This window comes from Amycolatopsis sp. lyj-90, from assembly GCF_046549035.1.
GTDB lineage: Bacteria > Actinomycetota > Actinomycetes > Mycobacteriales > Pseudonocardiaceae > Amycolatopsis.
Window position 1 is genome coordinate 1,118,826 of sequence record NZ_JAJPWP010000002.1, and the last position, 22,259, is coordinate 1,141,084.

General features: G+C 69.2%; 26 protein-coding genes. 12 read left to right on the forward strand and 14 right to left on the reverse strand.

Annotated features, from left to right (window positions below):
* Positions 1–22: 22 nt before the first annotated feature.
* Positions 23–1,051, forward strand: a complete 1,029-nt coding sequence (gene trpD / locus ACLJPX_RS11110; RefSeq protein WP_410599974.1) for an anthranilate phosphoribosyltransferase — start codon at positions 23–25, stop codon at positions 1,049–1,051.
* A gap of 113 nt (positions 1,052–1,164) precedes the next feature.
* Here the strand turns inward: trpD and ACLJPX_RS11115 are convergent, their stop codons facing one another.
* Positions 1,165–2,130 carry a helix-turn-helix domain-containing protein gene (locus ACLJPX_RS11115; RefSeq protein ID WP_410599975.1) on the reverse strand — a complete coding sequence of 322 codons (966 nt, stop codon included), beginning with the start codon at positions 2,128–2,130 and terminating at the stop codon, positions 1,165–1,167.
* 52 nt (positions 2,131–2,182) lie between these two features.
* On the opposite strand from ACLJPX_RS11115, the gene ACLJPX_RS11120 reads away from it, so the two are divergent.
* On the forward strand, positions 2,183–2,578 hold the full coding sequence (locus ACLJPX_RS11120) for a cupin domain-containing protein (RefSeq protein ID WP_410599976.1): 396 nt from the start codon (positions 2,183–2,185) through the stop codon (positions 2,576–2,578).
* Here the strand turns inward: ACLJPX_RS11120 and ACLJPX_RS11125 are convergent.
* Positions 2,575–3,537: a GlxA family transcriptional regulator gene (locus tag ACLJPX_RS11125; RefSeq protein ID WP_410599977.1), complete on the reverse strand. Its 963-nt coding sequence runs from the start codon at positions 3,535–3,537 to the stop codon at positions 2,575–2,577. The two genes, ACLJPX_RS11120 and ACLJPX_RS11125, sit on opposite strands and share 4 nt — an antisense overlap.
* A gap of 82 nt (positions 3,538–3,619) precedes the next feature.
* Here ACLJPX_RS11125 and ACLJPX_RS11130 point away from each other — a divergent pair, with 82 nt between their 5' ends.
* A complete protein-coding gene (locus ACLJPX_RS11130; protein ID WP_410599978.1) occupies positions 3,620–4,504 on the forward strand; it encodes a DMT family transporter in 885 nt (294 codons plus the stop codon).
* Positions 4,505–4,572: 68 nt separating this feature from the next.
* Here ACLJPX_RS11130 and ACLJPX_RS11135 read toward each other — a convergent pair whose 3' ends face one another.
* A complete protein-coding gene (locus tag ACLJPX_RS11135) occupies positions 4,573–4,992 on the reverse strand; it encodes a cytochrome c oxidase subunit 4 (RefSeq protein ID WP_005164186.1) in 420 nt (139 codons plus the stop codon).
* Positions 4,993–5,032: 40 nt separating this feature from the next.
* Positions 5,033–5,971, reverse strand: a complete 939-nt coding sequence (locus tag ACLJPX_RS11140; RefSeq protein WP_168214370.1) for a cytochrome c oxidase subunit II — start codon at positions 5,969–5,971, stop codon at positions 5,033–5,035.
* Between the two features lie 194 nt (positions 5,972–6,165).
* On the opposite strand from ACLJPX_RS11140, the gene asnB reads away from it, so the two are divergent.
* Positions 6,166–8,100 (forward strand): asparagine synthase (glutamine-hydrolyzing), encoded by a 1,935-nt coding sequence (asnB, locus tag ACLJPX_RS11145; protein WP_410599979.1) that lies wholly within the window; start codon positions 6,166–6,168, stop codon positions 8,098–8,100.
* A 56-nt stretch (positions 8,101–8,156) separates the two neighbouring features.
* On the forward strand, positions 8,157–8,813 hold the full coding sequence (locus ACLJPX_RS11150) for an alpha/beta fold hydrolase (RefSeq protein ID WP_410599980.1): 657 nt from the start codon (positions 8,157–8,159) through the stop codon (positions 8,811–8,813).
* Here ACLJPX_RS11150 and ACLJPX_RS11155 read toward each other — a convergent pair.
* Complete coding sequence (locus tag ACLJPX_RS11155) at positions 8,802–9,452, reverse strand: hypothetical protein (RefSeq protein WP_410599981.1); 651 nt, start codon at positions 9,450–9,452, stop codon at positions 8,802–8,804. The genes ACLJPX_RS11150 and ACLJPX_RS11155 overlap by 12 nt on opposite strands.
* Positions 9,453–9,577: 125 nt before the next feature.
* A complete protein-coding gene (locus tag ACLJPX_RS11160; protein ID WP_410599982.1) occupies positions 9,578–10,567 on the reverse strand; it encodes a carbohydrate kinase family protein in 990 nt (329 codons plus the stop codon).
* A 141-nt stretch (positions 10,568–10,708) separates the two neighbouring features.
* Between ACLJPX_RS11160 and ACLJPX_RS11165 the strand changes: the two genes are divergently transcribed.
* Positions 10,709–10,897 carry a hypothetical protein gene (locus ACLJPX_RS11165; RefSeq protein WP_101609500.1) on the forward strand — a complete coding sequence of 63 codons (189 nt, stop codon included), beginning with the start codon at positions 10,709–10,711 and terminating at the stop codon, positions 10,895–10,897.
* Positions 10,898–10,969: 72 nt separating this feature from the next.
* On the opposite strand, the gene ACLJPX_RS11170 is transcribed toward ACLJPX_RS11165, so the two are convergent.
* Positions 10,970–11,347, reverse strand: a complete 378-nt coding sequence (locus tag ACLJPX_RS11170) for a HesB/IscA family protein (RefSeq protein ID WP_101609501.1) — start codon at positions 11,345–11,347, stop codon at positions 10,970–10,972.
* 143 nt (positions 11,348–11,490) lie between these two features.
* Between ACLJPX_RS11170 and ACLJPX_RS11175 the strand changes: the two genes are divergently transcribed.
* Together ACLJPX_RS11175 and ACLJPX_RS11180 are read left to right on the forward strand one after the other, a co-directional pair.
* Positions 11,491–12,147 (forward strand): DUF3043 domain-containing protein, encoded by a 657-nt coding sequence (locus ACLJPX_RS11175; protein ID WP_410599983.1) that lies wholly within the window; start codon positions 11,491–11,493, stop codon positions 12,145–12,147.
* A 55-nt stretch (positions 12,148–12,202) separates the two neighbouring features.
* Positions 12,203–13,192, forward strand: coding sequence for an aldo/keto reductase family protein (locus ACLJPX_RS11180; RefSeq protein ID WP_410599984.1), 990 nt, complete (start codon positions 12,203–12,205; stop codon positions 13,190–13,192).
* A 60-nt stretch (positions 13,193–13,252) separates the two neighbouring features.
* Here the strand turns inward: ACLJPX_RS11180 and ACLJPX_RS11185 are convergent, their stop codons facing one another.
* Genes ACLJPX_RS11185 through ACLJPX_RS11195 form a run of 3 tightly spaced genes read right to left on the reverse strand, consistent with a single transcriptional unit; the run spans position 13,253 to position 15,070 of the window.
* Complete coding sequence (locus ACLJPX_RS11185) at positions 13,253–13,480, reverse strand: hypothetical protein (protein ID WP_039795309.1); 228 nt, start codon at positions 13,478–13,480, stop codon at positions 13,253–13,255.
* Entirely contained in the window at positions 13,473–14,324 is an 852-nt protein-coding gene (locus ACLJPX_RS11190) for a phosphoribosylaminoimidazolesuccinocarboxamide synthase (protein WP_410599985.1), read from the reverse strand. The genes ACLJPX_RS11185 and ACLJPX_RS11190 overlap by 8 nt, the downstream gene beginning before the upstream one ends.
* Positions 14,321–15,070, reverse strand: a complete 750-nt coding sequence (locus tag ACLJPX_RS11195; RefSeq protein ID WP_410599986.1) for a GntR family transcriptional regulator — start codon at positions 15,068–15,070, stop codon at positions 14,321–14,323. The genes ACLJPX_RS11190 and ACLJPX_RS11195 overlap by 4 nt, the downstream gene beginning before the upstream one ends.
* 170 nt (positions 15,071–15,240) lie before the next feature.
* On the opposite strand from ACLJPX_RS11195, the gene ACLJPX_RS11200 reads away from it, so the two are divergent.
* Complete coding sequence (locus tag ACLJPX_RS11200; RefSeq protein WP_410599987.1) at positions 15,241–15,648, forward strand: hypothetical protein; 408 nt, start codon at positions 15,241–15,243, stop codon at positions 15,646–15,648.
* Here ACLJPX_RS11200 and ACLJPX_RS11205 read toward each other — a convergent pair.
* Positions 15,645–16,313, reverse strand: a complete 669-nt coding sequence (locus ACLJPX_RS11205; protein ID WP_410600049.1) for a 2-C-methyl-D-erythritol 4-phosphate cytidylyltransferase — start codon at positions 16,311–16,313, stop codon at positions 15,645–15,647. The genes ACLJPX_RS11200 and ACLJPX_RS11205 overlap by 4 nt on opposite strands.
* A 93-nt stretch (positions 16,314–16,406) precedes the next feature.
* On the opposite strand from ACLJPX_RS11205, the gene cobT reads away from it, so the two are divergent.
* Positions 16,407–17,483, forward strand: coding sequence for a nicotinate-nucleotide--dimethylbenzimidazole phosphoribosyltransferase (gene cobT, locus ACLJPX_RS11210; protein WP_101609508.1), 1,077 nt, complete (start codon positions 16,407–16,409; stop codon positions 17,481–17,483).
* Between the two features lie 138 nt (positions 17,484–17,621).
* Here cobT and ACLJPX_RS11215 read toward each other — a convergent pair whose 3' ends face one another.
* The gene (locus ACLJPX_RS11215) at positions 17,622–18,725 is read right to left on the reverse strand and encodes a branched-chain amino acid aminotransferase (protein ID WP_101609509.1); all 1,104 of its coding nucleotides are present in this window, start codon (positions 18,723–18,725) and stop codon (positions 17,622–17,624) included.
* A 117-nt stretch (positions 18,726–18,842) separates the two neighbouring features.
* Here ACLJPX_RS11215 and ACLJPX_RS11220 point away from each other — a divergent pair, with 117 nt between their 5' ends.
* The gene (locus ACLJPX_RS11220; protein ID WP_410599988.1) at positions 18,843–19,154 is read left to right on the forward strand and encodes a hypothetical protein; all 312 of its coding nucleotides are present in this window, start codon (positions 18,843–18,845) and stop codon (positions 19,152–19,154) included.
* Here ACLJPX_RS11220 and ACLJPX_RS11225 read toward each other — a convergent pair.
* Positions 19,151–19,777: a DUF402 domain-containing protein gene (locus tag ACLJPX_RS11225; protein ID WP_101609510.1), complete on the reverse strand. Its 627-nt coding sequence runs from the start codon at positions 19,775–19,777 to the stop codon at positions 19,151–19,153. The two genes, ACLJPX_RS11220 and ACLJPX_RS11225, sit on opposite strands and share 4 nt — an antisense overlap.
* Positions 19,770–20,624: a hypothetical protein gene (locus ACLJPX_RS11230; protein ID WP_101609511.1), complete on the reverse strand. Its 855-nt coding sequence runs from the start codon at positions 20,622–20,624 to the stop codon at positions 19,770–19,772. Before ACLJPX_RS11230 ends, ACLJPX_RS11225 begins: the two co-directional genes overlap by 8 nt.
* Before the next feature lie 132 nt (positions 20,625–20,756).
* On the opposite strand from ACLJPX_RS11230, the gene ACLJPX_RS11235 reads away from it, so the two are divergent.
* The gene (locus ACLJPX_RS11235) at positions 20,757–22,259 is read left to right on the forward strand and encodes a leucyl aminopeptidase (RefSeq protein WP_410599989.1); all 1,503 of its coding nucleotides are present in this window, start codon (positions 20,757–20,759) and stop codon (positions 22,257–22,259) included.

Sequence of the window (22,259 nt, forward strand, 5' to 3'; positions counted from 1 at the left end):
CGAGACCCCCGGAGGACTTCCGATGGTGACCACTAAGACCTGGCCGTCCCTGCTCAACCAGCTCATCGCGCGCGCGGACCTGTCCGCTGAGGACACCGCGTGGGCGATGGACCAGATCATGAGCGGGGCGGCGACGCCCTCCCAGATCGCCGGATTCGCCGTCGCGCTGCGCGCGAAGGGCGAGACACCGGCGGAGATCTCCGGCATGGCCGACGCCATGCTGGCGCACGCCAAACGGGTGACCATCGACAGGCCGTCGGTGGACATCGTCGGCACCGGTGGCGACCGGTCCAACTCGGTCAACATCTCCACCATGGCCACGGTGGTGACGGCCGCGGCCGGCGCCCCGGTGGCCAAGCACGGCAACCGGAGCGCCTCGTCGAAGTCCGGCGCCGCCGACGTGCTGGAGGAACTGGGCGTCACCATCGACCTGCCGCCCGAGACGGTGCAGCGCAGCGTGAACGAACTGGGGATCGGCTTCTGCTTCGCGCCGAAGTTCCACCCCGCCCTGCGCCACGCCGGCCCGACACGCGGCGAACTCGGCGTGCCCACGACGTTCAACCTGCTGGGCCCGCTGACCAACCCCGCGCAGCCGCGCAGTTCGCTGATCGGCTGCGCCTACGAGGACAAGACCCGCGTGCTGGCCGAGGTGTTCGCGCGGCGCGGGATGACCGTGCTGCTCGTCCGCGGCGACGACGGGCTCGACGAGATCACCACCACGACCACCAGTTCGGTGTGGGTGGTCACCGGCGGCGAGATCACCGAGCGGACCTTCGACCCTTCGTCACTGGGCATCGCGCGAGCGACCGCGGAGGACCTGCGCGGCGGCGACGCGGCGCACAACGCCGAGGTGTTCCGTCAGGTGATGGCCGGGAAGCCCGGGCCGGTGCGGGACGCGGTCCTGCTCAACGCGGCGGCCGCACTGGCGGCCTTCACCGGGTTCTCGGGCTCGCTGGAAGACGACCTCGCCGCGGGCCTGGCGCGGGCGGCCTCGGCCATCGACTCGGGTGCGGCCGCCGACCTGCTGAACCGGTGGATCGCCTTCGCGTAGCCCCCTCAAGCGCGCTATGAAAGGCCCGTTACTTGCAAATTTTGCAAGTAACGGGCCTTTCATAGCGTTGGGGAGCGGAGCGACCGTCCCAGCGAGCGGAGCGGACGGCCGCGCTAAGAAGCGGTGCTGAACCGCGCCCGGTAAGCCGAGGGAGTCAGTCCCGTGGCCCGCCGGAGCTGGGTCCGCAGGTTCGCCGCGGTGCCGAAACCCGAAGCCCGCGCCACCCGGTCCAGCCGCTGCTCCCCGCGTTCGATCAACCGGCACGCCAGCGCGATCCGTTCCGTCGTGAGCCACGCCAGCGGCGTCGTCCCCAGTTCGGCCCGGAACCGCCGGTGCAGCGTCGCCTGGCTGGCCGCCGCCCGCGTGGCGAGGTCGGCGACGGTGAGCGGCCGGTCCAGCCGTTCCCGCGCCCATTCGAGCACCGGCGCCAGCGAGGTGTCCGCCACCGGCGGCACCGGGCGTTCGACGAACTGCCGCTGACCGCCGTCCCGGTGCCCGGCGAACACCAGCCGCCTGCTCACCGCGTTGGCGACCTCGGCGCCGTGGTCGCGGCTGATCAGGTGCAGGCCCAGATCGAGCGCGGCCGCGCTGCCCGCCGCGGTCAGGACGTCGCCGTCGTCGACGAACAGGACGTCCGGCTCCAACCGCACTTCGGGGAACCGCGCCCGGAACTGCCCGGCCCATCGCCAGTGCGTCGTCGCGCGCCGTCCGTCCAGGACACCCGCCTGCGCGAGGGTGAAGGCGCCGGTGCAGAAGCTCACCAGCCGGGCACCCCGCGCGGCCGCGTCGCGGATGGCGGTCAGCACCGCTTCCCGCGCCGGGCTCTCCGGATCGGGCCGGTTGGGCACGATCACCGTGTCGGCGGACTCCACGGCGTCGAGCCCAGCGACCCCACTGAGGGTGAACATCCCCAGGTGCATGCGCACGGACGGCTCGGCGGCGCACAGCGTGAGGCCGTACCAGGGCCGATCCAGTTCCGGCCGCCGCAGGCCGAAGAGCTCGGTCGCGACGCCCAGTTCGAAGGGATTGGACCCCTCGTCGACCAGGACTGCGACCTCGTGCGAGAAATCATGCGACATATGCGATTCCTAGCACTCACTGCCCGGGTGGTCCAGCGGCCAGGATCGGTTCATGAGCAAGCAGCCGATCGATCTGGGAACCGCGCTGGCCGGATTCGACGAGATCTGGAGCCCGCGGATCGTCGCCCACGTCAACGACTACGACGTCCGCCTCGCCAAGGTCGCGGGCGAGCACGTCTGGCACGTCCACGAGAACACCGACGAGTTCTTCCTCGTCCTCGACGGGACGCTGGACATCGCGTTGCGCGAGGAGGACGGCGAACGCGTCGTGACCCTGCCCCGCGGTTCGGTGTTCGTCGTGCCGCGCGGCACGTATCACAAGCCGTCCTCTGTGGACGGTGCCTCACTGTTGCTGTTCGAACCGACCGGGACGCTGTCGGTCGGCGACAGGCACGACGAGGTGCCGGACCACGTCACGGTCACCGTCGGGCAGGAAATCTCCTTCTAGCCGACGGAAAAAGTCCGGCGGTAGGCGCTCGGACTGGTGCCGCGGAGCTTGCCGAACTGGTGCCGCAGCGCCGCGGCGGAGGCGTATCCGCAGGCGACCGCGATGTCCTCAATGGACAGACGGCCTTCTTCGAGCAACGACTGCGCGCGATCGAGACGGCGTTCGGTGAGCCAGCGGTGCGGGGTCGTCCCGGTGGCCGCCGAGAACCGGCGGAGGAAGGTCCGCTCCCCCAAACCGCTGCGGCGGGCGAGTTCCGCGACGGTGAACGGCTGATCCAGCCGCCGCTCGATCCATTCGAGCGCCTCGGCGAGCACGGTGTCGTCCGGCGCGGCGGTCTCGGGCACCGGCGCCTGCACGAACTGCGCCTGCCCGCCGACCCGGTGCGGCGCCGCGACCATCCGCCTGGCCAGCGCGGTGGCCGCGGCGACACCGCGCAGTTCGCGCACCAGATGCAGGCACAGGTCGACGGCGGCGACGGTCCCCGCGCTGGTGAGAACGCCGCCGTCGTCGACGTACAACGCCTTCGGGTCGACCTTCGCCGTCGGGAAGCGCGTCCGGAACTCCTGCTCGTAGACCCAGTGCACGGTGCAGTTCCGCCCGTCGAGAAGCCCCGCGTAGCCGAGCGAGAAGACTCCCGCGCAGAAGCCCGCGATCCAGGCACCCCGGCTCGCCGCCTCGCGCAGGACCTCGAGGACCGGCTCCGGCGGGCTCGCGCTGCGCGGCGCGCAGGTCGGGACGATCAGCAGATCGGCGGACGCCGCGAAGTCCAGGCTCTCCAGCCCGTTCAGTCCGAATCCGGACCAGCTCAGGACGTTCTCGCCGCCGGGCGAGCAGACCGCGAAGTCCCAGCCCTCGATGCCGTCCGCGCTGCGATCGGTACCGAAGACCTCGCACGCGACGCCGAGTTCGAACGGCGACACCTGGTCGGCCAGCACCACCGCGACCTTCTTCACGTCCATCGAGGCAGTGTGTCACAAGTTTTGCGGTCGATGTCATCTCTGACACTGGTTGGGAGTGCGTACGAGGGCGAGAGTGGTCGCCATGACCAAGAACAACCCCCTGCTCCAGTGGACGGCCGCGATGGCCCTCTCCGGCACGATCGGTGCCGTCGTCCTCGAAAGCGGCGCCGACGCGCCCGCCGTGGCGTTCGCGAGGAGCCTGGTCGGCGGCCTGCTGCTCCTGGTGTGGAGCGCCGCCCGAGGCTGGCTCCGCCCGTGGACACTCACCCGGCGCGAACTGCTGCTCGCCATTCTCGGCGGGCTGTTCCTGGTCGGGAACTGGGTGCTGCTGTTCGCTTCGTACGCGCTGTCGTCGATCTCCGTCAGCACCGTCGTCTACCACACGCAACCGCTGATGCTGGTCGGTCTCGCCGCGGCGTTCCTCGGCGAGAAAATGGCGAAGAGCCAGCTGGTCCGGGCGCTGATCGCGTTCGGCGGCGTGACGCTCATCTCGCTGTCCGCGCACGGCGCCGACGGCAAGCCCGTGCAGCTGTCAGGAATCGCGCTCGCCCTCGGCGCGGCCGCGCTCTACGCCGGCGCCTCGTTCGTCGCGAAACAGCTCAAGCACCTGCGGCCGCACGTCCTGGCGGCCGTCCAGCTGGTGACCGGCACGATCGTGCTCGCGCCCGCGCTGCTGGTCACGCCGCTGCCGACGGATACCTCCGGGCTGCTGTGGCTGGTCCTGTTGGGGACCGTGCACACCGCGCTGATGTACGTCCTGATGTACGCGAGCATCGGCAAGCTGCCGACCACGACGGTGGCCTTGCTGTCCTACGTGTATCCCGTGGTCGCCGTGGTGGTGGACGTCCTCGCCTACGGGCACCGGCCGACGTGGCCGGAAGGCGTGGGGATGCTGGCCGTCCTGGCGGCCGCCCTGGCACCGAAGAGGGCCCGGGCACCCCAGCAGCCCCAACCCGCCCGCGTTTAGTCCTCTAGATGCGAAAACGGCGCCTCGGTCCGAAGACCAGGGCGCCGCTTTCGCGAAGCAGTGAAGACTCAGTCGTGATTCGGACCGGTGTGGTACTCGAACACCAGCCCGCCGATCGCGACGATCACCAGGCCCAGCGCGATGATCAGCAGCCAGACGTGGAAGAACGCGAGCGCGACACCGGTCAGCGCGGCGGCCGCCGCGAGACCGATCGGCCAGTAGCTGCCGGGGCTGAAGAAGCCCAGCTCACCGGCACCGTCGCTGATCTCGGCGTCTTCCCGGTCCTCCGGCCGCGGCTCGATGCGCCGCGCCACGAACTGCAGGTAGCTCCCGGCCAGGAAGGCCAGGCCACCGGTGAGGATCAGGGCCACCACACCGACCGGCTCGACGCCGTCCCGGGTCATCGTTCCGGTCATGTACGCGTAGATACCCGCCACGACGACGGAGAAGACCGCGACGAGGAAGAAAATCCGTCCTTCGACCTTCATGGACGTTGCCTCACTCCTGTTTCGGGCTCGAACAGCCGGGTCAGTTGGACGCGACCCGCGCGGTGCGGTCGGTGTTGAACGGGGTGGTGGTGACGGCGTAGGGCGAGCACAGTTCGCCACAGTTCATCGCCGTCAGCGCCTCGGAGGCGGTGTTCGGCTTGCCGCTCTTCGGGTTCACCGTGCCGCGGAGCTGGATGTACTGCGCGTACTTGTCCGCCGACAGCGCCCTGACCTCGAAGTTCATCCCCGAGTGGTAGGTGCCGCACAGTTCGGCGCAGCGGCCGACGAACGAACCTTCCTTGTCGATCGAGTTCTGGAAGGTGAAGTCCTGGTTGTTCTTCTCCGGGTCCGGCATGACGTCCCGCTTGAAGTGGAACTCCGGCACCCAGAACGAGTGGATGACGTCCGCCGACCGCAGGTTGTACTGAATCGTCTTCTTCGTCGGCAGGACGAGCAGCGGGATCTCGGTCGAGCTGCCGACCGTGGTGATCTCGGGGTCGTCGTGGTTCTTGGAGTCGCTCTTGTACTTGAACTCCCAGTTCCACTGGAACGCGACGATGTCGACCGTGACGTCCGGGTTCTCCGTCTCGGCGAGCACGCGGTTCTCGGTGGTCGCGGTGAAGAAGAACAGCACGCAGACCATGATCGTCGGGACGACGACCGTGAAGATCTCCAGCGGGATGTTGTACTGGAACTGACGGGGCAGTTCCTCTTCCGCGCCGTCGGCGGTCTTCTTCTTGCGGTGGAAGATCGCGGTCCAGAAGATCAGCGCCCAGACGATGACACCGACGATCAGGGCGGCGACGACCGTCCACGTCCACAGGGTGCGCATGTCGTGCGCCTGCGGGGTCACCCCGACCGGCCAGCCGAAGCGGAGGATCTCGTCCCCGGAACAGCCCGTCGCGGTCAGCAACACCAGCGCGGCGAGCGCGGCGACGCGACCAGCTCGCTTTACCGGCTTGCGCTCTGGATTTCCCACTGCGCCTTGCCCTTTCACCCAGAGCCTCCTCGACCGATCTTTGTGACAGGGCGGAGCCTAGCCGAGTTACGGCGCCGTGCTGACCAAGGGGTAACCCCAACACGCGTATCCCCCACCACATCCGGGTGTACGCACGCACGGGCATACTGGGCCCTTCTCCCCCGCTCGGCCAACAAGAGGTGTGTGAACTAGACGTGTGCGGCCTGCTTGGACTGATCTGTTCGACCGAAGCCGACGCGGCAGGCGCCCGTGAGGCCGTCGACGCGGCGATGCGCTGCCAGCGGCACCGCGGCCCCGACGAGCACGACACCTGGGCCGACGCCGAGGTGGTCTACGGCTTCAACCGGCTGGCCTTCATCGACGTCGACCACTCGCACCAGCCGCTGATCTGGGGGCCGCCGGAGGCCCCCGAGCGCTACACGCTGAACTTCAACGGCGAGATCTACAACTACCGCGAGCTGCGCGACGAGCTGGCTTCCGAACACGGTGCGAAATTCGCCACAGAGGGTGACGGCGAGGCGATCGTCGCGGCGTACCACTACCTCGGCGACGACGCGGTGAAGAAGCTGCGCGGCATGTTCGCCTTCATGATCTGGGACTCCCAGGAGAAGGTCGTCTTCGGCGCGCGCGACCCGTTCGGCATCAAGCCGCTGTACTACGCCGCCGGCCCCGGCAAGGTCGCCTTCTCGAGTGAGAAGAAGAGCCTGCTGGAGCTTTCGAGCGTCCTCGGTGTCGAGGACGAGCTGGACCGGACGGCGTTGCAGCACTACCTGGTGTTGCAGTACGTGCCGGAGCCCGAGTCGATGCACGCCGGGATCCGCCGTGTCGAGTCCGGCACGTCGTTCCGGGTGGTCCCCGGCGGCGAGGTGGAGTTCACCCGGTACTTCCACCCGCAGTTCAGCGCGAAGCCGGTCAACGGCCAGGCCGAGGCCGACGCACTGTACGAGCGCATCGCCGACGTGATGCGCGACTCGGTCGGCAAGCACATGATCTCCGACCCGGACGTCACGGTCGGCGCGTTCCTCTCCGGCGGGATCGACTCCACCGCGACCGCGACGCTGGCCAAGGAGCACAACCCGAACCTGATCGCGTTCACCACCGGGTTCGAACGCGAGGGCTACTCCGAGGTCGACGTGGCCGCCGAGACGGCCGCCGCGATCGGGGTCAAGCACGTGGTCCGCACGGTGTCGCCGGACGAGATGATGGAGGCGCTGCCGCTCATCGTCTGGTACCTCGACGACCCGGTGGCCGACCCGGCGCTCGTACCGCTGTGGTTCATCGCCCGCGAAGCCCGCAAGCACGTCAAGGCGGTGCTGTCCGGCGAAGGCGCCGACGAGCTCTTCGGCGGCTACACGATCTACAACGAGCCGATTTCGCTCGCGCCGTTCGAGAAGATCCCCGGCGGGATGCGGAAGATCATCGGCAAGGTCTCCACGAAGATCCCGGAGGGCACCCGCGGCAAGGACCTGCTGCGGCGTGGCGCGCTGCCGCTGGAGGACCGCTACTACGGCAACGCCCGCAACTTCCGCGACGACCAGCTCCGCAAGGTGCTGCGCACGTACGAGGAGGGTGTCGGCTTCAAGGACGTCACCGCGCCTTGGTACAAGATCTCCGAGGGCTGGGACCCGGTCGCGCGGATGCAGCACGTGGACTTCTTCACCTGGCTGCGCGGCGACATCCTGGTCAAGGCCGACAAGGTCACCATGGCGAACTCGCTGGAACTGCGCGTGCCGTTCCTGGACGCCGAGGTGTTCAAGGTCGCCGCGAGCATCCCGCTCGACCAGAAGCTCGCGCACGGCACCACGAAGTACGCGCTGCGCCAGGGGCTGGCGAAGATCATCCCGGCGCATGTGCTGAACCGTCGCAAGCTCGGCTTCCCGGTGCCGATCCGGCTGTGGCTGCGCAACGAGATGTACGACTGGGCCAAGGGCATCATCGCGGACTCGCAGACCGACGCGCTGCTCGACAAGAAGGCCGTCCTGGCGCTGCTCGACGAGCACAAGGCCGGTCAGCTCGACCGGAGCCGTCAGCTGTGGGCGCTGCTGGTGTTCATGCTGTGGCACGGGATCTTCATCGAGAACCGCATCAAGCCCGAGGTGCCGGAACCCGTCTACCCGGTGAAGCTCTAGTCACGACTCGCCATGCCGGCCTTCACCGTTCACCCGGTGGAGGCCAGCATGGGGTCATGGACTTCGTCCTCGTTCACGGCACGACGCAGAGCCCCGCGGGCTGGGACCGCGTGGCCAAGCTGCTCACCGCCGCCGGGCACCGCGCGATCGCGGTGGACCTGCTGACCTCGCGAGAGCTGCCGGTCGACGGCTACGCGCAGCACGCGCGGGACCAGTACGACGGCGAGCGGCCGGTCGTGGTGGCCCATTCCGGGGCAGGCGTGCTGCTCCCCTCGATCGCCGAGGCGCTCGACGCGCGGGCGATGGTGTGGGTCGCCGCCTACATCCCCGACTTCGCGGGCGGGAAGAGCCTGCGGGACGAGGTTCACGCCTTGTTCGCCCCGGAGTGGATCGGCGTGGACCCGACGGCCGACTCCGCGAAGGCATCGGAATTCCTCTTCCACGACTGCGACCCCGAGACCGAACACCTGGCCTTGGACACCCTGCGGCTGTTCAATCCCGCCGTCCTCGCGGCACATCCCGCCGGTCCCGCGCCGGAGATCCCGTCGACCGTGATCGTCCCCGCCCGCGACCGCACGCTGAAGCCGGAGTGGATGCGCGCTGCCGCCAGGGAGCGGCTCGGCGTTACCGCGATCGAGATCGACGCGGGACACTGTCCTCACGTGTCCCGGCCTGCCGAACTCGCCGGGATTTTGACCGGTTCACGGCGTTAGCTTTCGCAGGGACTCGGTGAGCCAGGCGTCGTACCAGGGTATGAAGGTCGGTGTGGGGCCGAGGTCGATCGGCTTGCCCGGGCGAGGGATACCTGAACTGGGAGCGCGGGCGGGCATCCAGCCCCACTCGTCCGTGTCCCACAGCGTCCCCGCCAGTTCGCCGGTGGTGACCAGCATCGTGAACCCGGTGCAGCCTTGCTCGCTGATGGCGATACAGCCGGGCAGATCCTTCCTCACCTCGATGCCCTTGAACCAGTCGTAAGCGAAGCCGGGCTGCCAGTCCTGCAACTCCTGATGAACCCGGTGGGCGTCCGCCCTGGTGAACGGGAACTCTCCGGCGAGCTTCATGTCCTCGGCCCAGTCCCGCAGCTCTGCCATGGTCAACAGGCCGTGATAGGGCCCGGCACCGGCACCGACCCGGGTCAGGAAGTCGCGATAGTCGCCCTGGATCTCGACGCCGAGCTCGGCCTCGACGGCCGCGATCTCGGCTTCGTCCTGTGGCCGGCTGCGGTACAGGTGGGTGTAGGCGCCGAAGATCACGAACTCGTCGTACTTGCGCAGATGCAGAAGAGACTCGGGGAGGTCTTCCTCGATCGCGTGCAGGCGGGCGAGTTTCTCCGCGAGGTCGTCGGTGTTCACCCGGCACAGTGTGCTGGAGACCGCACGGACCAAGCGAACCTTTAAAGTTGAAGGGGCCCTTCCCCGCGTCCCACGCGGTCAAGGGCCCCTTCGTCGCATCACATGAGGGGAAAGTCCCCTTCAGCTCACGCCGGCAGGATCGCCGCGATCTCCTCGGCGGACTCCGGGCCGAAGGCCTCCTTGAGGCGGCCCAGGACGTCGGCGCGGTCGAAGGCCCACTCCTGCGTGCCCACGGTCTCCAGCACCAGTACGGCGATCAGCGAGCCCAGCTGCGCCGCGCGCTCCAGGCTCAGGCCGCCGTCGATACCGGCGATGAATCCGGCGCGGAAGCCGTCGCCGACGCCGGTCGGGTCGACCTTGCCGCGCTCCGGGACGGCGCCGATCTGCAGCGCGAGGCCGTCCTTGCCGATGATCTCGACGCCCTTTTCCCCGAGCGTGGTGATCCGCATGCCGACGCGGTCGAGGACGTCGGCCTCGGTCCAGCCGGTCTTCTGGAGCAGCAGTTCCCATTCGTAGTCGTTGCTGAACAGGTACTTCGCGCCCTCGACGAAGGCACGCACCTGCGCGCCGTCCATCCGCGCGAGCTGCTGCGAGGGGTCGACGGCGAAGGTGTAGCCGCGCTGGCGGCACTCCTCGGCGTGCCGGACCATGCCTTCGGGGTCGTCCGGGCTGATCAGCACGAGCGACAGTTCACCGGCGTGCGCGGCGACCGGCTCCAGCTCGATGTTGCGGGATTCGGCCATCGCGCCCGCGTAGAAGGTGGCGATCTGGCAGAGGTCCTCGTCGGTGGTGCAGACGAAGCGGGCGGTGTGCGCGACCTCGGACACCAGCACGCCGGCGGTGTCGACGCCGTGCCGCTCGAGCCACGAGCGGTAGTCGGCGAAGTCGGAGCCCACCGCGCCGACCAGGATCGGGCGCTTGCCCAGCACACCGAGGCCGAAGGCGATGTTCGCGCCGATACCGCCACGCCGGACGACGAGGTCGTCCGCCAGGAAGCTCAGGGACACACGGTGCAGTTGCTCGGCGACGAGCTGCTCGGCGAACCTGCCCGGGAAGTGCATGAGGTGGTCGGTTGCGATACTGCCGGATACTGCGATCCTGGCGCTGTCTGCCACCGGTTCTCCTTGATCGGTCGGCCCCGCCGAAACGAGGACGGCTAAGTTACCCGCAGGTCATGCCCCATACGGGTTGCTTCAGGCACGGCCATGAACACTACCGGTTGGTAGTGGTGTCCTACTGCAACGTCAGTCATTAACTTGTCGTTCGTGACCACTTCCGCGTATCACCTCGAGCCGGAATCGATCGGCGAACTCATCGCCGACTGTGCCGGTATCCCGTCGTCCCTCCAGGCCGAGAACCTGCCACTGCCCCGGCAGATCGCTCCGCCCTGGACCGTGGACGAGCGGTGCCTGGCCCAGGTCGCCGATCTGGACGCCTACGTCTGATCGGCGTTCCGGGCATGAAGAAGGGCCGCGACCTGGGTGAGGTTCGCGGCCCTTCTTCGTGCACGACTTGCGTCAGTGGAAGCTGTCGCCGCAGGCGCAGCTGCCCGTCGCGTTGGGGTTGTCGATCGTGAAGCCCTGCTTCTCGATCGAGTCGACGAAGTCGATCACGGCAGTCGACACGTACGGCGCGCTCATCCGGTCGACGGCGACGCGAAGCCCGTCGAAGTCACGGAACAGGTCGCCGTCGAGCGTGCGCTCGTCGAAGAACAGCTGGTAGCGGAGGCCCGCGCACCCACCGGGCTGGACGGCGATGCGCAGGTGCATGTCGTCACGGCCCTCTTGCTCGAGCAGGGCCTTCGCCTTGACGGCGGCGGCGTCGGTCAACGTGACGCCGTGGGTCTCCTCGGCGGTTTCGGCCTGAGCTGCGGCTGCCTGCTCAGCGGTCGTCATGGTTCTCCCTCTGGTCGAACTCGCTGCGGGTACTCGTCTTGCACATGGTCCAACACGTCGGAGTCCCGATCTGTTCCCCTCCATGGTGACATATCGCTCGGCCTGGTGCGTGACACCGTGACGCCTGCAACTACCCTGGTGAGGTGAGGTTCCTGCGCCGTAGCACCACAGACTCCGCCACGACCGACACCGAGACCCTCGACAACGAGGCCGTCGATGTCCAGGCCAAGGCGTACACGCCCGGAAAGGGCAAGGCCACGCCCAAGCGGCGTGAGGCCGAGGCCAAGCGCCGCGGCCCGGTGGCGCCCCCGCCGACCACCATGCGGGAGGCGATGAAGCGCAACAAGGAACTCCGCAAGTCCGCGAAGTCCGATCCGGAGTACAAGGCGAAGCAGCGCAACGCCGCCAAGGAACGCCGCGAGAAGATGATGGCGGGCGACGACAAGTACCTGCTCCCCCGCGACCGCGGCCCGGTCAAGGCCTACGTGCGCGACCTGGTCGACTCGCGGCGCAACCTGCTCGGTCTCTTCATGCCACTCGCGATCCTGGTGTTCGTCGCCCTGCTGGTGCCGTACCCGGACGTCCAGCGCTACGCGACGCTCCTGTGCACCGTGATGCTGCTCGGCATGATCGTCGAGGGCGTCCTCAGCGGCCGCCGGATCTCCAAGATGGTCCGGCTGAAGTTCCCGAACGAGACGATCAAGGGCACGTCGATCGGCTGGTACTCCTTCATCCGCGCGAGCCAGATCCGCAAGCTGCGCGTCCCCAAGCCGCGGGTCAAGCCCGGCGACACGGTCTGAGCAGGCGAAACCCGGGTCGTTAGCCTGGCTAACGGCCTGGGGTAGAGTCGCGCCCATGGAGTTTCGACGACTGGGCCGCAGCGGCCTCAATGTCAGTGAGATCGCGTACGGCAACTGGCTCACCCACGGGTCCCAGGTCGAAGAGGACCAGGCGCACGCCTGCATCAAGGCGGCGCTCGACGTCGGCATCACCACGTTCGACACCGCCGACGCCTACGCGAACACGGCCGCCGAATCGGTGCTCGGCCGCGGCCTGAAGGGCCTGCGGCGCGAAAGCCTGGAGATCTTCACCAAGGTCTACTGGCCGACCGGCCCGAAGGGTCCCAACGACCAGGGACTCGGCCGCAAGCACGTCATCGAGTCGGCGAACGCGTCGCTGAAGCGGCTCGGCACCGACTACGTCGACCTGTACCAGGCACACCGCTTCGACCGGACCGTCCCGCTCGAGGAGACCTTCCTCGCCTTCGCCGACCTCGTCCGCCAGGGCAAGGTGCTCTACGTCGGCGTCTCGGAGTGGACCGCCGAGCAGATCACCCAGGGCGCCGCGATCGCGCGGGAACTGAAGGTGCCGCTCATCTCGAACCAGCCGCAGTACAACGCGCTGTGGCGGGTCATCGAGGCACAGGTCGTCCCGGCGTCCGAGCGCGAGGGCCTCAGCCAGATCGTCTGGTCGCCGATCGCGCAGGGCGTGCTCACCGGCAAGTACAAGCCCGGTCAGCCGCTGCCCGCGGGCTCCCGCGCGACGGACGAGAAGGGCGGCGCCAACATGGTCGCCCGCTTCCTCAACGACGACGTCCTCGAGCGCGTCCAGCGGCTGCAGCCGATCGCGGACAAGGCGGGCCTGTCGCTGGCGCAGCTGGCCGTGGCGTGGGTGCTTCAGAACCCGAACGTCGCTTCGGCGATCATCGGCGCTTCGCGGCCGGAGCAGGTGCACGAGAACGGGAAGGCGGCCGGCGTGAAGCTGGACGCGGATCTGCTGACCGCGATCGACGAGGCGCTCGACGGCGTCGTCGAGACCGACCCCACCCTCACCCGCAGCCCCTGACGCACCGCAAGCAGTCGACTAATTGCGGACGATCTTCCCGCAATTAGTCGACTGCTTGCTTCAGTCGCCGTGTACCCGTGACTGGTACGCGATCTGACCATCGAGATCGAGGGCGTCGCCGGGGGCGCGCAGGGGGTCTATTCCCAAGCCCCGCAACAACCTGCTCGCACCGGCGACCCGATCACCCGTCCGGCCGTCGAGACGTTCCGGCCGGTGACCCCGCTGGATCAGCAGGCCCTCGACGTCGTCGATCAACCGGTACGGGTCGTAGACCTGCTGTTCAGGCATGGCCACCGCCGGGAACCCAGGTCTTCCCGGTGATCCTCTCGTAGACCTCGGTGTAGCGCTTGCGGGTCGCCTCGACGATCTCGTCCGGGATGGCGGGGCCGGGCGGCGTCTTGTCCCAGCCGGTGCTCGCGGACCAGTCGCGGACGAACTGCTTGTCGAACGCGTGCTGCGTCCGGCCCGGCTCGTAGTCGTCGGCGGGCCAGAACCGCGACGAGTCGGACGTGAGGACCTCGTCCCCGAGCGTCAGCACACCGTCGGCGTCGAAACCGAATTCGATCTTGGTGTCGGCGATGATGATGCCGTTCTTCGCGGCGTGCTCCGCGCCCTTGGTATAGACCTCGAGCGTCAGGTCGCGGATGCGGTCCGCGGTCTCCTTGCCGATGTCGTTCACGACGTCGGCGAAGGTCATGAACTCGTCGTGGCCGGTGTCGGAGATCTTCGTGGTGGGCGTGAAGATCGGCTCGGGCAGTTTGTCGGCCTCGATGAGACCGGCGGGCAGTTCGACGCCCGAAACCTTGCCGTCACGCTGATATTCGCGCATGCCGAGACCGGTGAGATAACCGCGCGCGATGCATTCGACCTGGATCATCTTCAGCGGTTTGCACCGGGTGGCACGGCCCGCGAATTCGGCGGGGACGTCCGTCGTGGAGACGACGTGGTTCGGCACGACGCCGGCCATCTTTTCGAACCACCAGGCGGAAAGCTGGTTCAGCAGCGCGCCCTTGTCCGGAATCGGGGTCGGCAGCGAGACGTCGTAGACCGAAACGCGATCCGACGCGACGAGCAGAATGTCGCCGTCGATTTCGTAAAGGTCCCGCACCTTACCCGCGTGAATGTGCTTCATGCCCCGTCCTCGATGTTGTATTCGTAGAAAACCCAGTGGTCCGGCAGCGCCGCTGATTCGCCGTACTCCAGCACGTCGCCCTCCGCGGAGAGAAACCTGTTACGGCTCAACAAGATCGCCGAACCTTCGGCCACGCCGAGTTCCGCCGCGTCCTCGGCACCCGCCAGCCCCGCGGCGTGCTGAGTCTGCGTCGACGCGAGAACCCGGCCTGTCCGGTCCGCGACGTATTTCACCGTGCCTTCGACGATCCGCACCGGCTCGAACAGCAGCGGCGCTTTGGCCGCGACAGCGCCTTCGAACCACGAGACCGACGTCGACACCGGCTGTTCCTGTCCCGTGTACGTGGTCCGGCGCCGCCGGATCACGGGAGAACCCTCTTCGATGCCGAGCGCGCCCGCCACCCGGTCCGGCGCCGGGACGAGCCCGGCCTCACGGATTTTCGCGTAGTGGCCCGGTGGATAGACCTTGCCGGTTCGCGCGATCGAGATCGTCCGATCGTGCGCGGAGCGGTGGAGCGATCTGGTCTGCACCACTGTCCCGATCCCGCGTACCGCGCGCACCAGACCTTCGGCCCGGAGCGTCGAGAGCACCTTCATCGCGGTCGCCATCGCGACGTTCCAGTTTCTGGCGATCTCACGCGCGGACGGGACCGCGTCACCTTCCTTGAGCCTGCCCGAAACGATGTCGTCGCGGATGTTTCCCGCGATCTGGAGGTATGGCGGTTCGGGTCGGTCGACGGCGGGCAAGGTGACTCCTCACAAGGTCGCGCGGTGCGCACAAGCGTTCTAGCACACCAATGGGCGAGCACCAAGGATCCTGCTCACACCCCATTATTACGTACTAGTACACATTCTGGACGGTGCTCTAGTACACCTGTTACTCTCCGCAGAGTTCCCGAAACCCGTTGGGGGGCTCGATGAACCATCTGAGCATCGACGAACTGCTCGAAGAGCTTCGAAGACGCCGGTGGGTCGTCTACATCTTCGGTCCCCGGGAGGAACCGGAGGTCTGTGCCGCGGTGTTCCAGTGGGACACCTGCGCCGACGTCCTCGTCCTGCGCGGCGAGGAACGAGCCTCCGCTTTCCGGGTCACCACCCTTCCCGACACGGACGTCTTCCGTCCGGCGCTCGTCTCGTGGCAGTACCACTCGACGGCCGACTGGACCCTGCGCGCGGTGCTCACCATCCCCCCGCCCGGCGACGCCGCCGCGCCGATCCAACTGCTGCAACCACATCCGGACTGCGTGATCCCGATGGAAGCGCGCCAGCCGGTCACCATCCTGCCCGCCAACGGGACCCCCAAGCCCGACCAGGGAGATCCCTAACCGCGGCCGATCACCTGCTCGGCGACAACGAGGTCGTGCGGGTAGGTGATCTTGAGGTTCTCCGCGCTGCCCGGAACCCACCGCACCGGCAGCGCGGAGAACCTTTCCATGCACGAAGACGTGTCCGTGCCGACGAAACCCTCACGCTCGGCCGTTTCGTACGCCTCGAGCAACGGGGCGGCGCGGAAACCCTGCGGCGTCTGCACCCGGATCGCGCCGGGCAGCGCGCCGGAAACGGTGTCACCGTCCACGCGCACGATGTCGTCGGCCGCGATCCCCGGCACCGCTCCCCCGTACCGCCGCGTGTCGGCGAGGACGTCCGCGATCAGTTCCGGCGTGACGAGCGGACGGGCCGCGTCGTGCAGCAGTACCGCGTCGATCTCGCCGCTCTCGATGCGGGAAGTCAAGTGGCGCAAGGCGTTCAGCTCCGAACCCTGGCGCGTCGCGCCGCCGTGCACGAGTTCGACTTCACCCGGATGCGAGGCGAGTACCTCTTGCGCGAGTTCGGTGTCCTGTGGCCGGATGACCAGCACGAGCACGTCGATCCCGGGCACGCGGGCGAACGCGCCGAGCGACCACGCGACCACGCGCCTGCCCGCCACCGGCAGGTAGACCTTGTTGAGCTTGGCGCCGACCCGGGTGCCCGCTCCGCTCGCGAGCACCACCCCGGCGGCCTTCGTCTGAGCCACAGGCAACTCTGGCACAGGCGGGTCGGTAGGTTGGGTCCGGCCACCGAAGTGATCCGAAGGGGCAGGGCGTTGGAAGACGAAATCCTCGAGTTCGCCGAAGTCGAGCAGCCAGATGAACACGCGCGCTCGGCGGCGATCGCCCTGCACTCCAAACTGATCAAGCCCGCCGGGTCGCTCGGCAGGCTCGAAGAACTGGGCGTGTGGGTCGCGGCCTGCCAGGGCCAGTCGCCGCCTCGGCCGTTCACGCGGCCCAGGGTCGTGGTGTTCGCCGGAGACCACGGCGTCGCGGCCAAGGGCGTCTCGGCGTACCCGGGCGAGGTCACCGCGCAACTCGTCGGCAGCATGCTGACCGGCGGCGCGGCCATCAACGTGCTGGCGGCTTCGGCGGGCGCGAGCGTCCGGGTCGTCGACATGGCCGTCGACACCGACGCCCCCGCCACCCGGTCGATCGGCGAGTACAAGGTGCGGCGCGGGTCCGGCTCGATCGACGTCGAGGACGCGCTGACCGACGAAGAGGCTCGTGCCGCCGTCCGCGCGGGACGGGCGATCGCCGACGCCGAGGTCGACGGCGGGGCCGACCTGCTCATCGCGGGCGACCTCGGGATCGGGAACAGCACCCCGGCCTCGGTGCTGATCGCGGCGCTGACCGGCAGCGAACCGGTGGCCGTCGTCGGCCGCGGTTCGGGGATCGACGACAACGCCTGGATGCGCAAGGCCGCGGCGGTCCGTGACGCGCTGCGGCGGGCGAGGACCGTGCTGGCCGACCCGGTCGCGCTGCTGCGCACCGCCGCCGGCGCCGACATCGCCGCGATGGCGGGCTTCCTCGCGCAGGCCTCGCTGCGGAAGACGCCGGTGATCCTGGACGGCCTGGTCGCCGCCGCGGCCGCGCTGGTCGCCGAGGAGCTCGTCCCCGGCGCGCGGCAGTGGTGGACCGCGGGCCAGCGCGGCGGCGAACCCGCGCACGCGCTGGCGCTGGAGCACCTCGACCTGGAGCCGATCCTGGATCTGGACGTGCGCCTCGGCGAGGGGACGGGCGCCGTCGCGGCGCTGCCGCTGGTGTTCATGGCGACGCGGGTGCTCGCGGAGATGGCGACGCACGAGCAGGCCGGGGTGAGCGGTCCGCTGATCGAGGCACCCGCTTCCTGACCCTCCTCCGCCGCGTTTAGTCCTCTAGTTGCGGTTCGGGCCGCCCCGCGCGTGACAGGAAAGGCCCGTTACTTGCAAATTTTGCAAGTAACGGGCCTTTCATAGCGTCGGTGAGGGGGCTCCGGACGGGAGCGGACGTCAGCCCAGCGGGTACATCCAGCCTTCCGGCGCGGGGCGGGTGCCCTCCTGGATGCCGGTCAGCGCGCCGCGCAGCTTCATCGTCAGCTCACCGGGCTGCCCGCCGGCCACGGAGAACTCGCCGCCCGCGTGCTTCACGTGCCCGACCGGCGTGATGACCGCCGCGGTCCCGCAGGCGAACACCTCGGTCAGCTCGCCGGAAGCCGCCGCCTTCTCCCACTCGTCGGTGGAGATGCGCCGCTCCTCGACCTGGTGCCCGAACGACTTCGCCAGCTCCAGCAGCGACTTGCGGGTCACGCCCGGCAGCAGCGAACCGGTCAGTTCCGGGGTCACGACGCGGGCCTCGTCACCGGAGCCGAAGACGAAGAACAGGTTCATCCCGCCCATCTCCTCGACCCAGCGCCGCTCGACCGCGTCGAGCCACACGACCTGGTCGCAGCCCTTGGCCACGGCCTGCGCCTGCGCCACGAACGACGCCGCGTAGTTCCCGGCGCATTTGGCCTCGCCGGTGCCGCCGGGGACCGCGCGCACGTACTCGGTCGAGAGCCAGACGCTCACCGGCTTGACGCCGCCGGAGAAGTACGAGCCCGCGGGCGAGCCGATCAGCGCGTAGAGGTACTCGTTCGCGGGGCGGTTGACGCCCAGCCCGGCTTCGGTGGAGATCATGAAGGGCCGCAGGTACAGCGACTCGCCCGGCTTCGTCGGGACCCAGCGGCTGTCGACGGCGAGGAGTTCGCGGATCGAGTCGAGGAAGACCTCCACCGGCAGCTGCGGCATGGCCAGTCGCTCGGCGGAGTTACGGAACCGGATCGCGTTCGCGTCGGGCCGGAACGCGGCGATGGTGCCGTCCGGCTGGCGGTACGCTTTGAGGCCCTCGAAGATCGCCTGGCCGTAGTGCAGCACGGAGGTCGCCGGGTCGAGGGTGAGGGGCGCGTACGGCCCGACGGTCGCGTCGTGCCAGCCCTGCTCGGCGCTCCATTTCACGGTCACCATGTGGTCGGTGAAATGCAGCCCGAAACCGGGTGCCGCCAGTACGTCCGCGACGCGTTCCGGGCTCGCGGGGCTCGAGTGCGGGAGGTGGGCGAACTGCGTCGTGGTCGTCATGCCTAGACGATAACGCTTGGTCGGACCCACGTTAGTCGGACGTCCGCATATCTTTACCTCACGCGATCTGTCCGTCGGGACGAACACGCGGGGCCGCTCGCCCCTAGGATGGGTGGCGTGACGGTAAACCCGATGCAGCCCGCCCACCCGGCCAAGTCCGCCACCCCTGGCCGGGCGACCGACGTCAAGACGTTCGCGACGGCGGTACTGCTGACCTTCGGCGTCGGCGTACTGATGATGGACGGCTGGGCCCTGCTGGAAAGTGGCTTCGGCGCGTTCCTCGGCCTGGTCGCCGGCGGCTTCGGCGTCTTCTGGTGGCGCCAGATCCACGGCAAGGTGTTCCCGCGCGAGCTGTCCACCAAGTCGGTGGTCATCCTCACGGTGATCAACGTCGCGCTCGTGCTGCTCCTGCTCCTGCAGGTGAGCTAGAGCAACCCGTCGGGGAGGCCGGGCGCGGGCCAGTCCGGGTCCGGCCGGAAGTCGGTCCACGTCCCGTCGAAGGGGAAGCGCCCGGCGTCCGCGAGTGCCCCGATCCGCTCGCCCTCGGCGCGCAGCCGGCTCAGCTGTCCTGCCGTGATGCGGCCCGCGAGGACGGCTTCTTCGGCCTCGTCCTCGTCCTTCCATTGCCAGCGTCCGCCGGGCTCGACGGCGACGTCGAGGATGCCGTCGATCCGGTCCGGCCCGGACGGCGTGCGCCCCAGCGGGACCTCGAGGTTGACGTACCAGTTCAGGAAGTGGCCTTCGGCGTCGAAGAACCACCAGACCGACGACCATTCGTCGTCGGCGATCCGGCGCAGCGTCGAGGTGTCGCGCCAGAAGTCGGGCACGCGCACCCTCTCCACCCGGAACCGCTCCTCGAGCGGCGCCTCGCGGAAGAGCCGCCCGTCGGCGAGCCTGCTGCCGATGATCGGGGTGTCCGCGGGAAGCCAGCCGAGCAGCACGGTGCCGTCGTCGGCGATGACGCGCAGCGGGTGATGCTGGCCGATCGAACCGTCCGGTCGCAGGAACCGTTCGACGACCGTGTCACCCGGGGTCCATTGGGGATCACGCACGCCTTGAACGGTACCCACGGGCGCGGACCCGCAGAACCAGTTCGGCGAGCGTTCCCACTCCCGCGAGCCCGAGGGCCACGACCGGCCCAGCGAAGGCCGCCGCGACGGCCACGATCAGTCCACAAGCGAGTGTCGCCTTCGGACGTTCCGGGGAAAGGCGCTCCCGGCCGTCGGTGAAGGCGTCCACCGCGACCGGCACGGTCGCCACCGCGACCGCCACGGTCAGCACCGGCAGCAGCGAGACCGCGTCCGCCGCGGCGAGGAGTTCGCGGAACGACGTCGCCGAAAGCCCCAGCCGGACCGGTCCCAGCTGGTAGAGGGCGACGGCGATGATCGCCACGGCCACGGCGCCCACCGCGGCCGCGCGGCCGGCGCCGGGACGGCGGGGCAGCAGGAACGGCAGCAGCACCAGCACCGCGAAGCCGAGACCGGGCACGGACGGCGGATCCGGCGCGATGAACTGCGCCAGCGGCGGGATGCCGACGCAGATCGCGACCAGGGAGGCGGCCGCGGCCAGCAGCAGACCGGTGACCCAACGGGCGGCGTAGTCACCGAGGCGGACGCCGGCCAGATCGGCCACGGCCACCACGACGGCGAACACCGCGGCGGCGGCTCCCGGCGCGGACGGGAAGAGGTACTGCCCGAACGTCGTCGCGAAGACCAGGACCAGGCCCAGCCGTGAAACGGAGCCCACGATCCGCTCGGGCCGGGTGTCCCCCACCGGCGGCAGCAGTGCCTCGGCCGCGACGGCGAGCACGGCCGCGACCACGGCGGCGAGAAGAACCCAGTAGTCCGCTCCGGAGGTACCCACCGCGAGTGCGATGAGCAGACCGCCCGCCAGCCGCACGCCGTCTCCCTTGCCGTAGATCGAGTGACCCGGTCGGCCCCGCTGTTACCCCAGGTCCGACTGTCATTAGCATGGCTCACGATCCAACCGGGCGGACGCCCGGTACCACCGCGAACGCGCGAGGAGCCAGAAGTGACCGTGCCGAAGCTTGCCCTGACCGAGAACGCCGAAGCGGCGCTTGCCAAGACGCGCGCCGACGTCGTCGTCATCGGAACCCTGCAGGGCGAGGACGGCCTGGCGCTCGCCGCCGGCTCCTCCGTTGCCGATGCCGCCTTCGACGGCAAGCTCGCCGACGTCCTCGGCACGCTCGGCGCGTCCGGCAAGGCCGACGAGGTCGTCAAGGTACCGACGCTGGGCAAGCTGTCCGCCGGTGTCGTGCTGGCCGTCGGCCTCGGCAAGGCGGGCGCGGACGGCGTCACCGCCGAGCAGGTCCGCCGGGGTGCCGGTGCCGCCGCGCGGGCGCTGAACGGGACCGAGCGCGCGTTCGTCACGCTGTCGGCGATCGACCTGCAGGCCGCCGTCGAGGGCACCGCGCTCGGCGCGTACTCCTTCACCGAGTACCGCTCCGAAAAGGGCGACGGCCCGGTCGCGAAGGTCGACTTCGTGAGCCCCGAAGAGGGCACCGCCAAGGACCACAAGGCGACGCTGAAGGCCGCCACCCTGATCGCGGAGTCGGTGATCATCGCCCGCGACCTGATCAACACCCCGCCGAACGACCTGTTCCCGGCCTCCTTCGCCGACCGCGCGAAGACCCTGGCCGAGGCGAACAACCTCGAGTTCGAGGTCCTCGACGAGAAGGCCCTCAAGCGCAAGGGCTTCGGCGGCATCCTCGGCGTCGGCGGCGGTTCCTCGCGGCAGCCGCGCCTGCTGCGCCTCGCCTACAAGCCGGCGAAGGCGTCGAAGAAGGTCGCGCTGGTCGGCAAGGGCATCACCTTCGACTCGGGCGGCATCTCGATCAAGCCCGCCGCGAACATGGACCACATGACCTCGGACATGTCGGGCGCGGCCGCCGTGCTCGCCTCCGTGGTGCTGGCCGCGAAGCTGAAGTACCCGCTCGAGGTCGTCGCGCACATCCCGCTGGCGGAGAACCTGCCCTCGGCCACCTCGTACCGGCCGGGCGACGTGCTCAGCATGTACGGCGGCAAGACCGTCGAGGTGCTCAACACCGACGCCGAAGGCCGCCTCGTGCTGGCCGACGCGATCGTGCGCGCGGGCGAGGAGAACCCCGACTACCTGATCGAGACCTCGACGCTGACCGGCGCGCAGGTCGTCGCGCTGGGCAACCGCACCGCGGGCGTCATGGGCTCGGACGAGTTCCGCGACCGCGTCGCTTCGATCGCGCAGGCGACCGGTGAAGGCGGCTGGGCCATGCCGCTGCCGGAAGAGCTGCGCGCCGACCTCGACTCGCGCCTGGCCGACCTGGCCAACGTCACCGGGCACCGCTGGGGCGGCATGCTCGCCGCGGGTGTCTTCCTGCGCGAGTTCGTCGCCGACGGCCTGCCCTGGGCGCACATCGACATCGCGGGCCCGTCGTTCAACACCGCCGGGGTGTGGGGCTACACCGGCAAGGGCGGCACCGGCGTCCCGGTCCGCACCATCGCCGCGGTCCTCGCGGACATCGCCGCCAACGGCTGA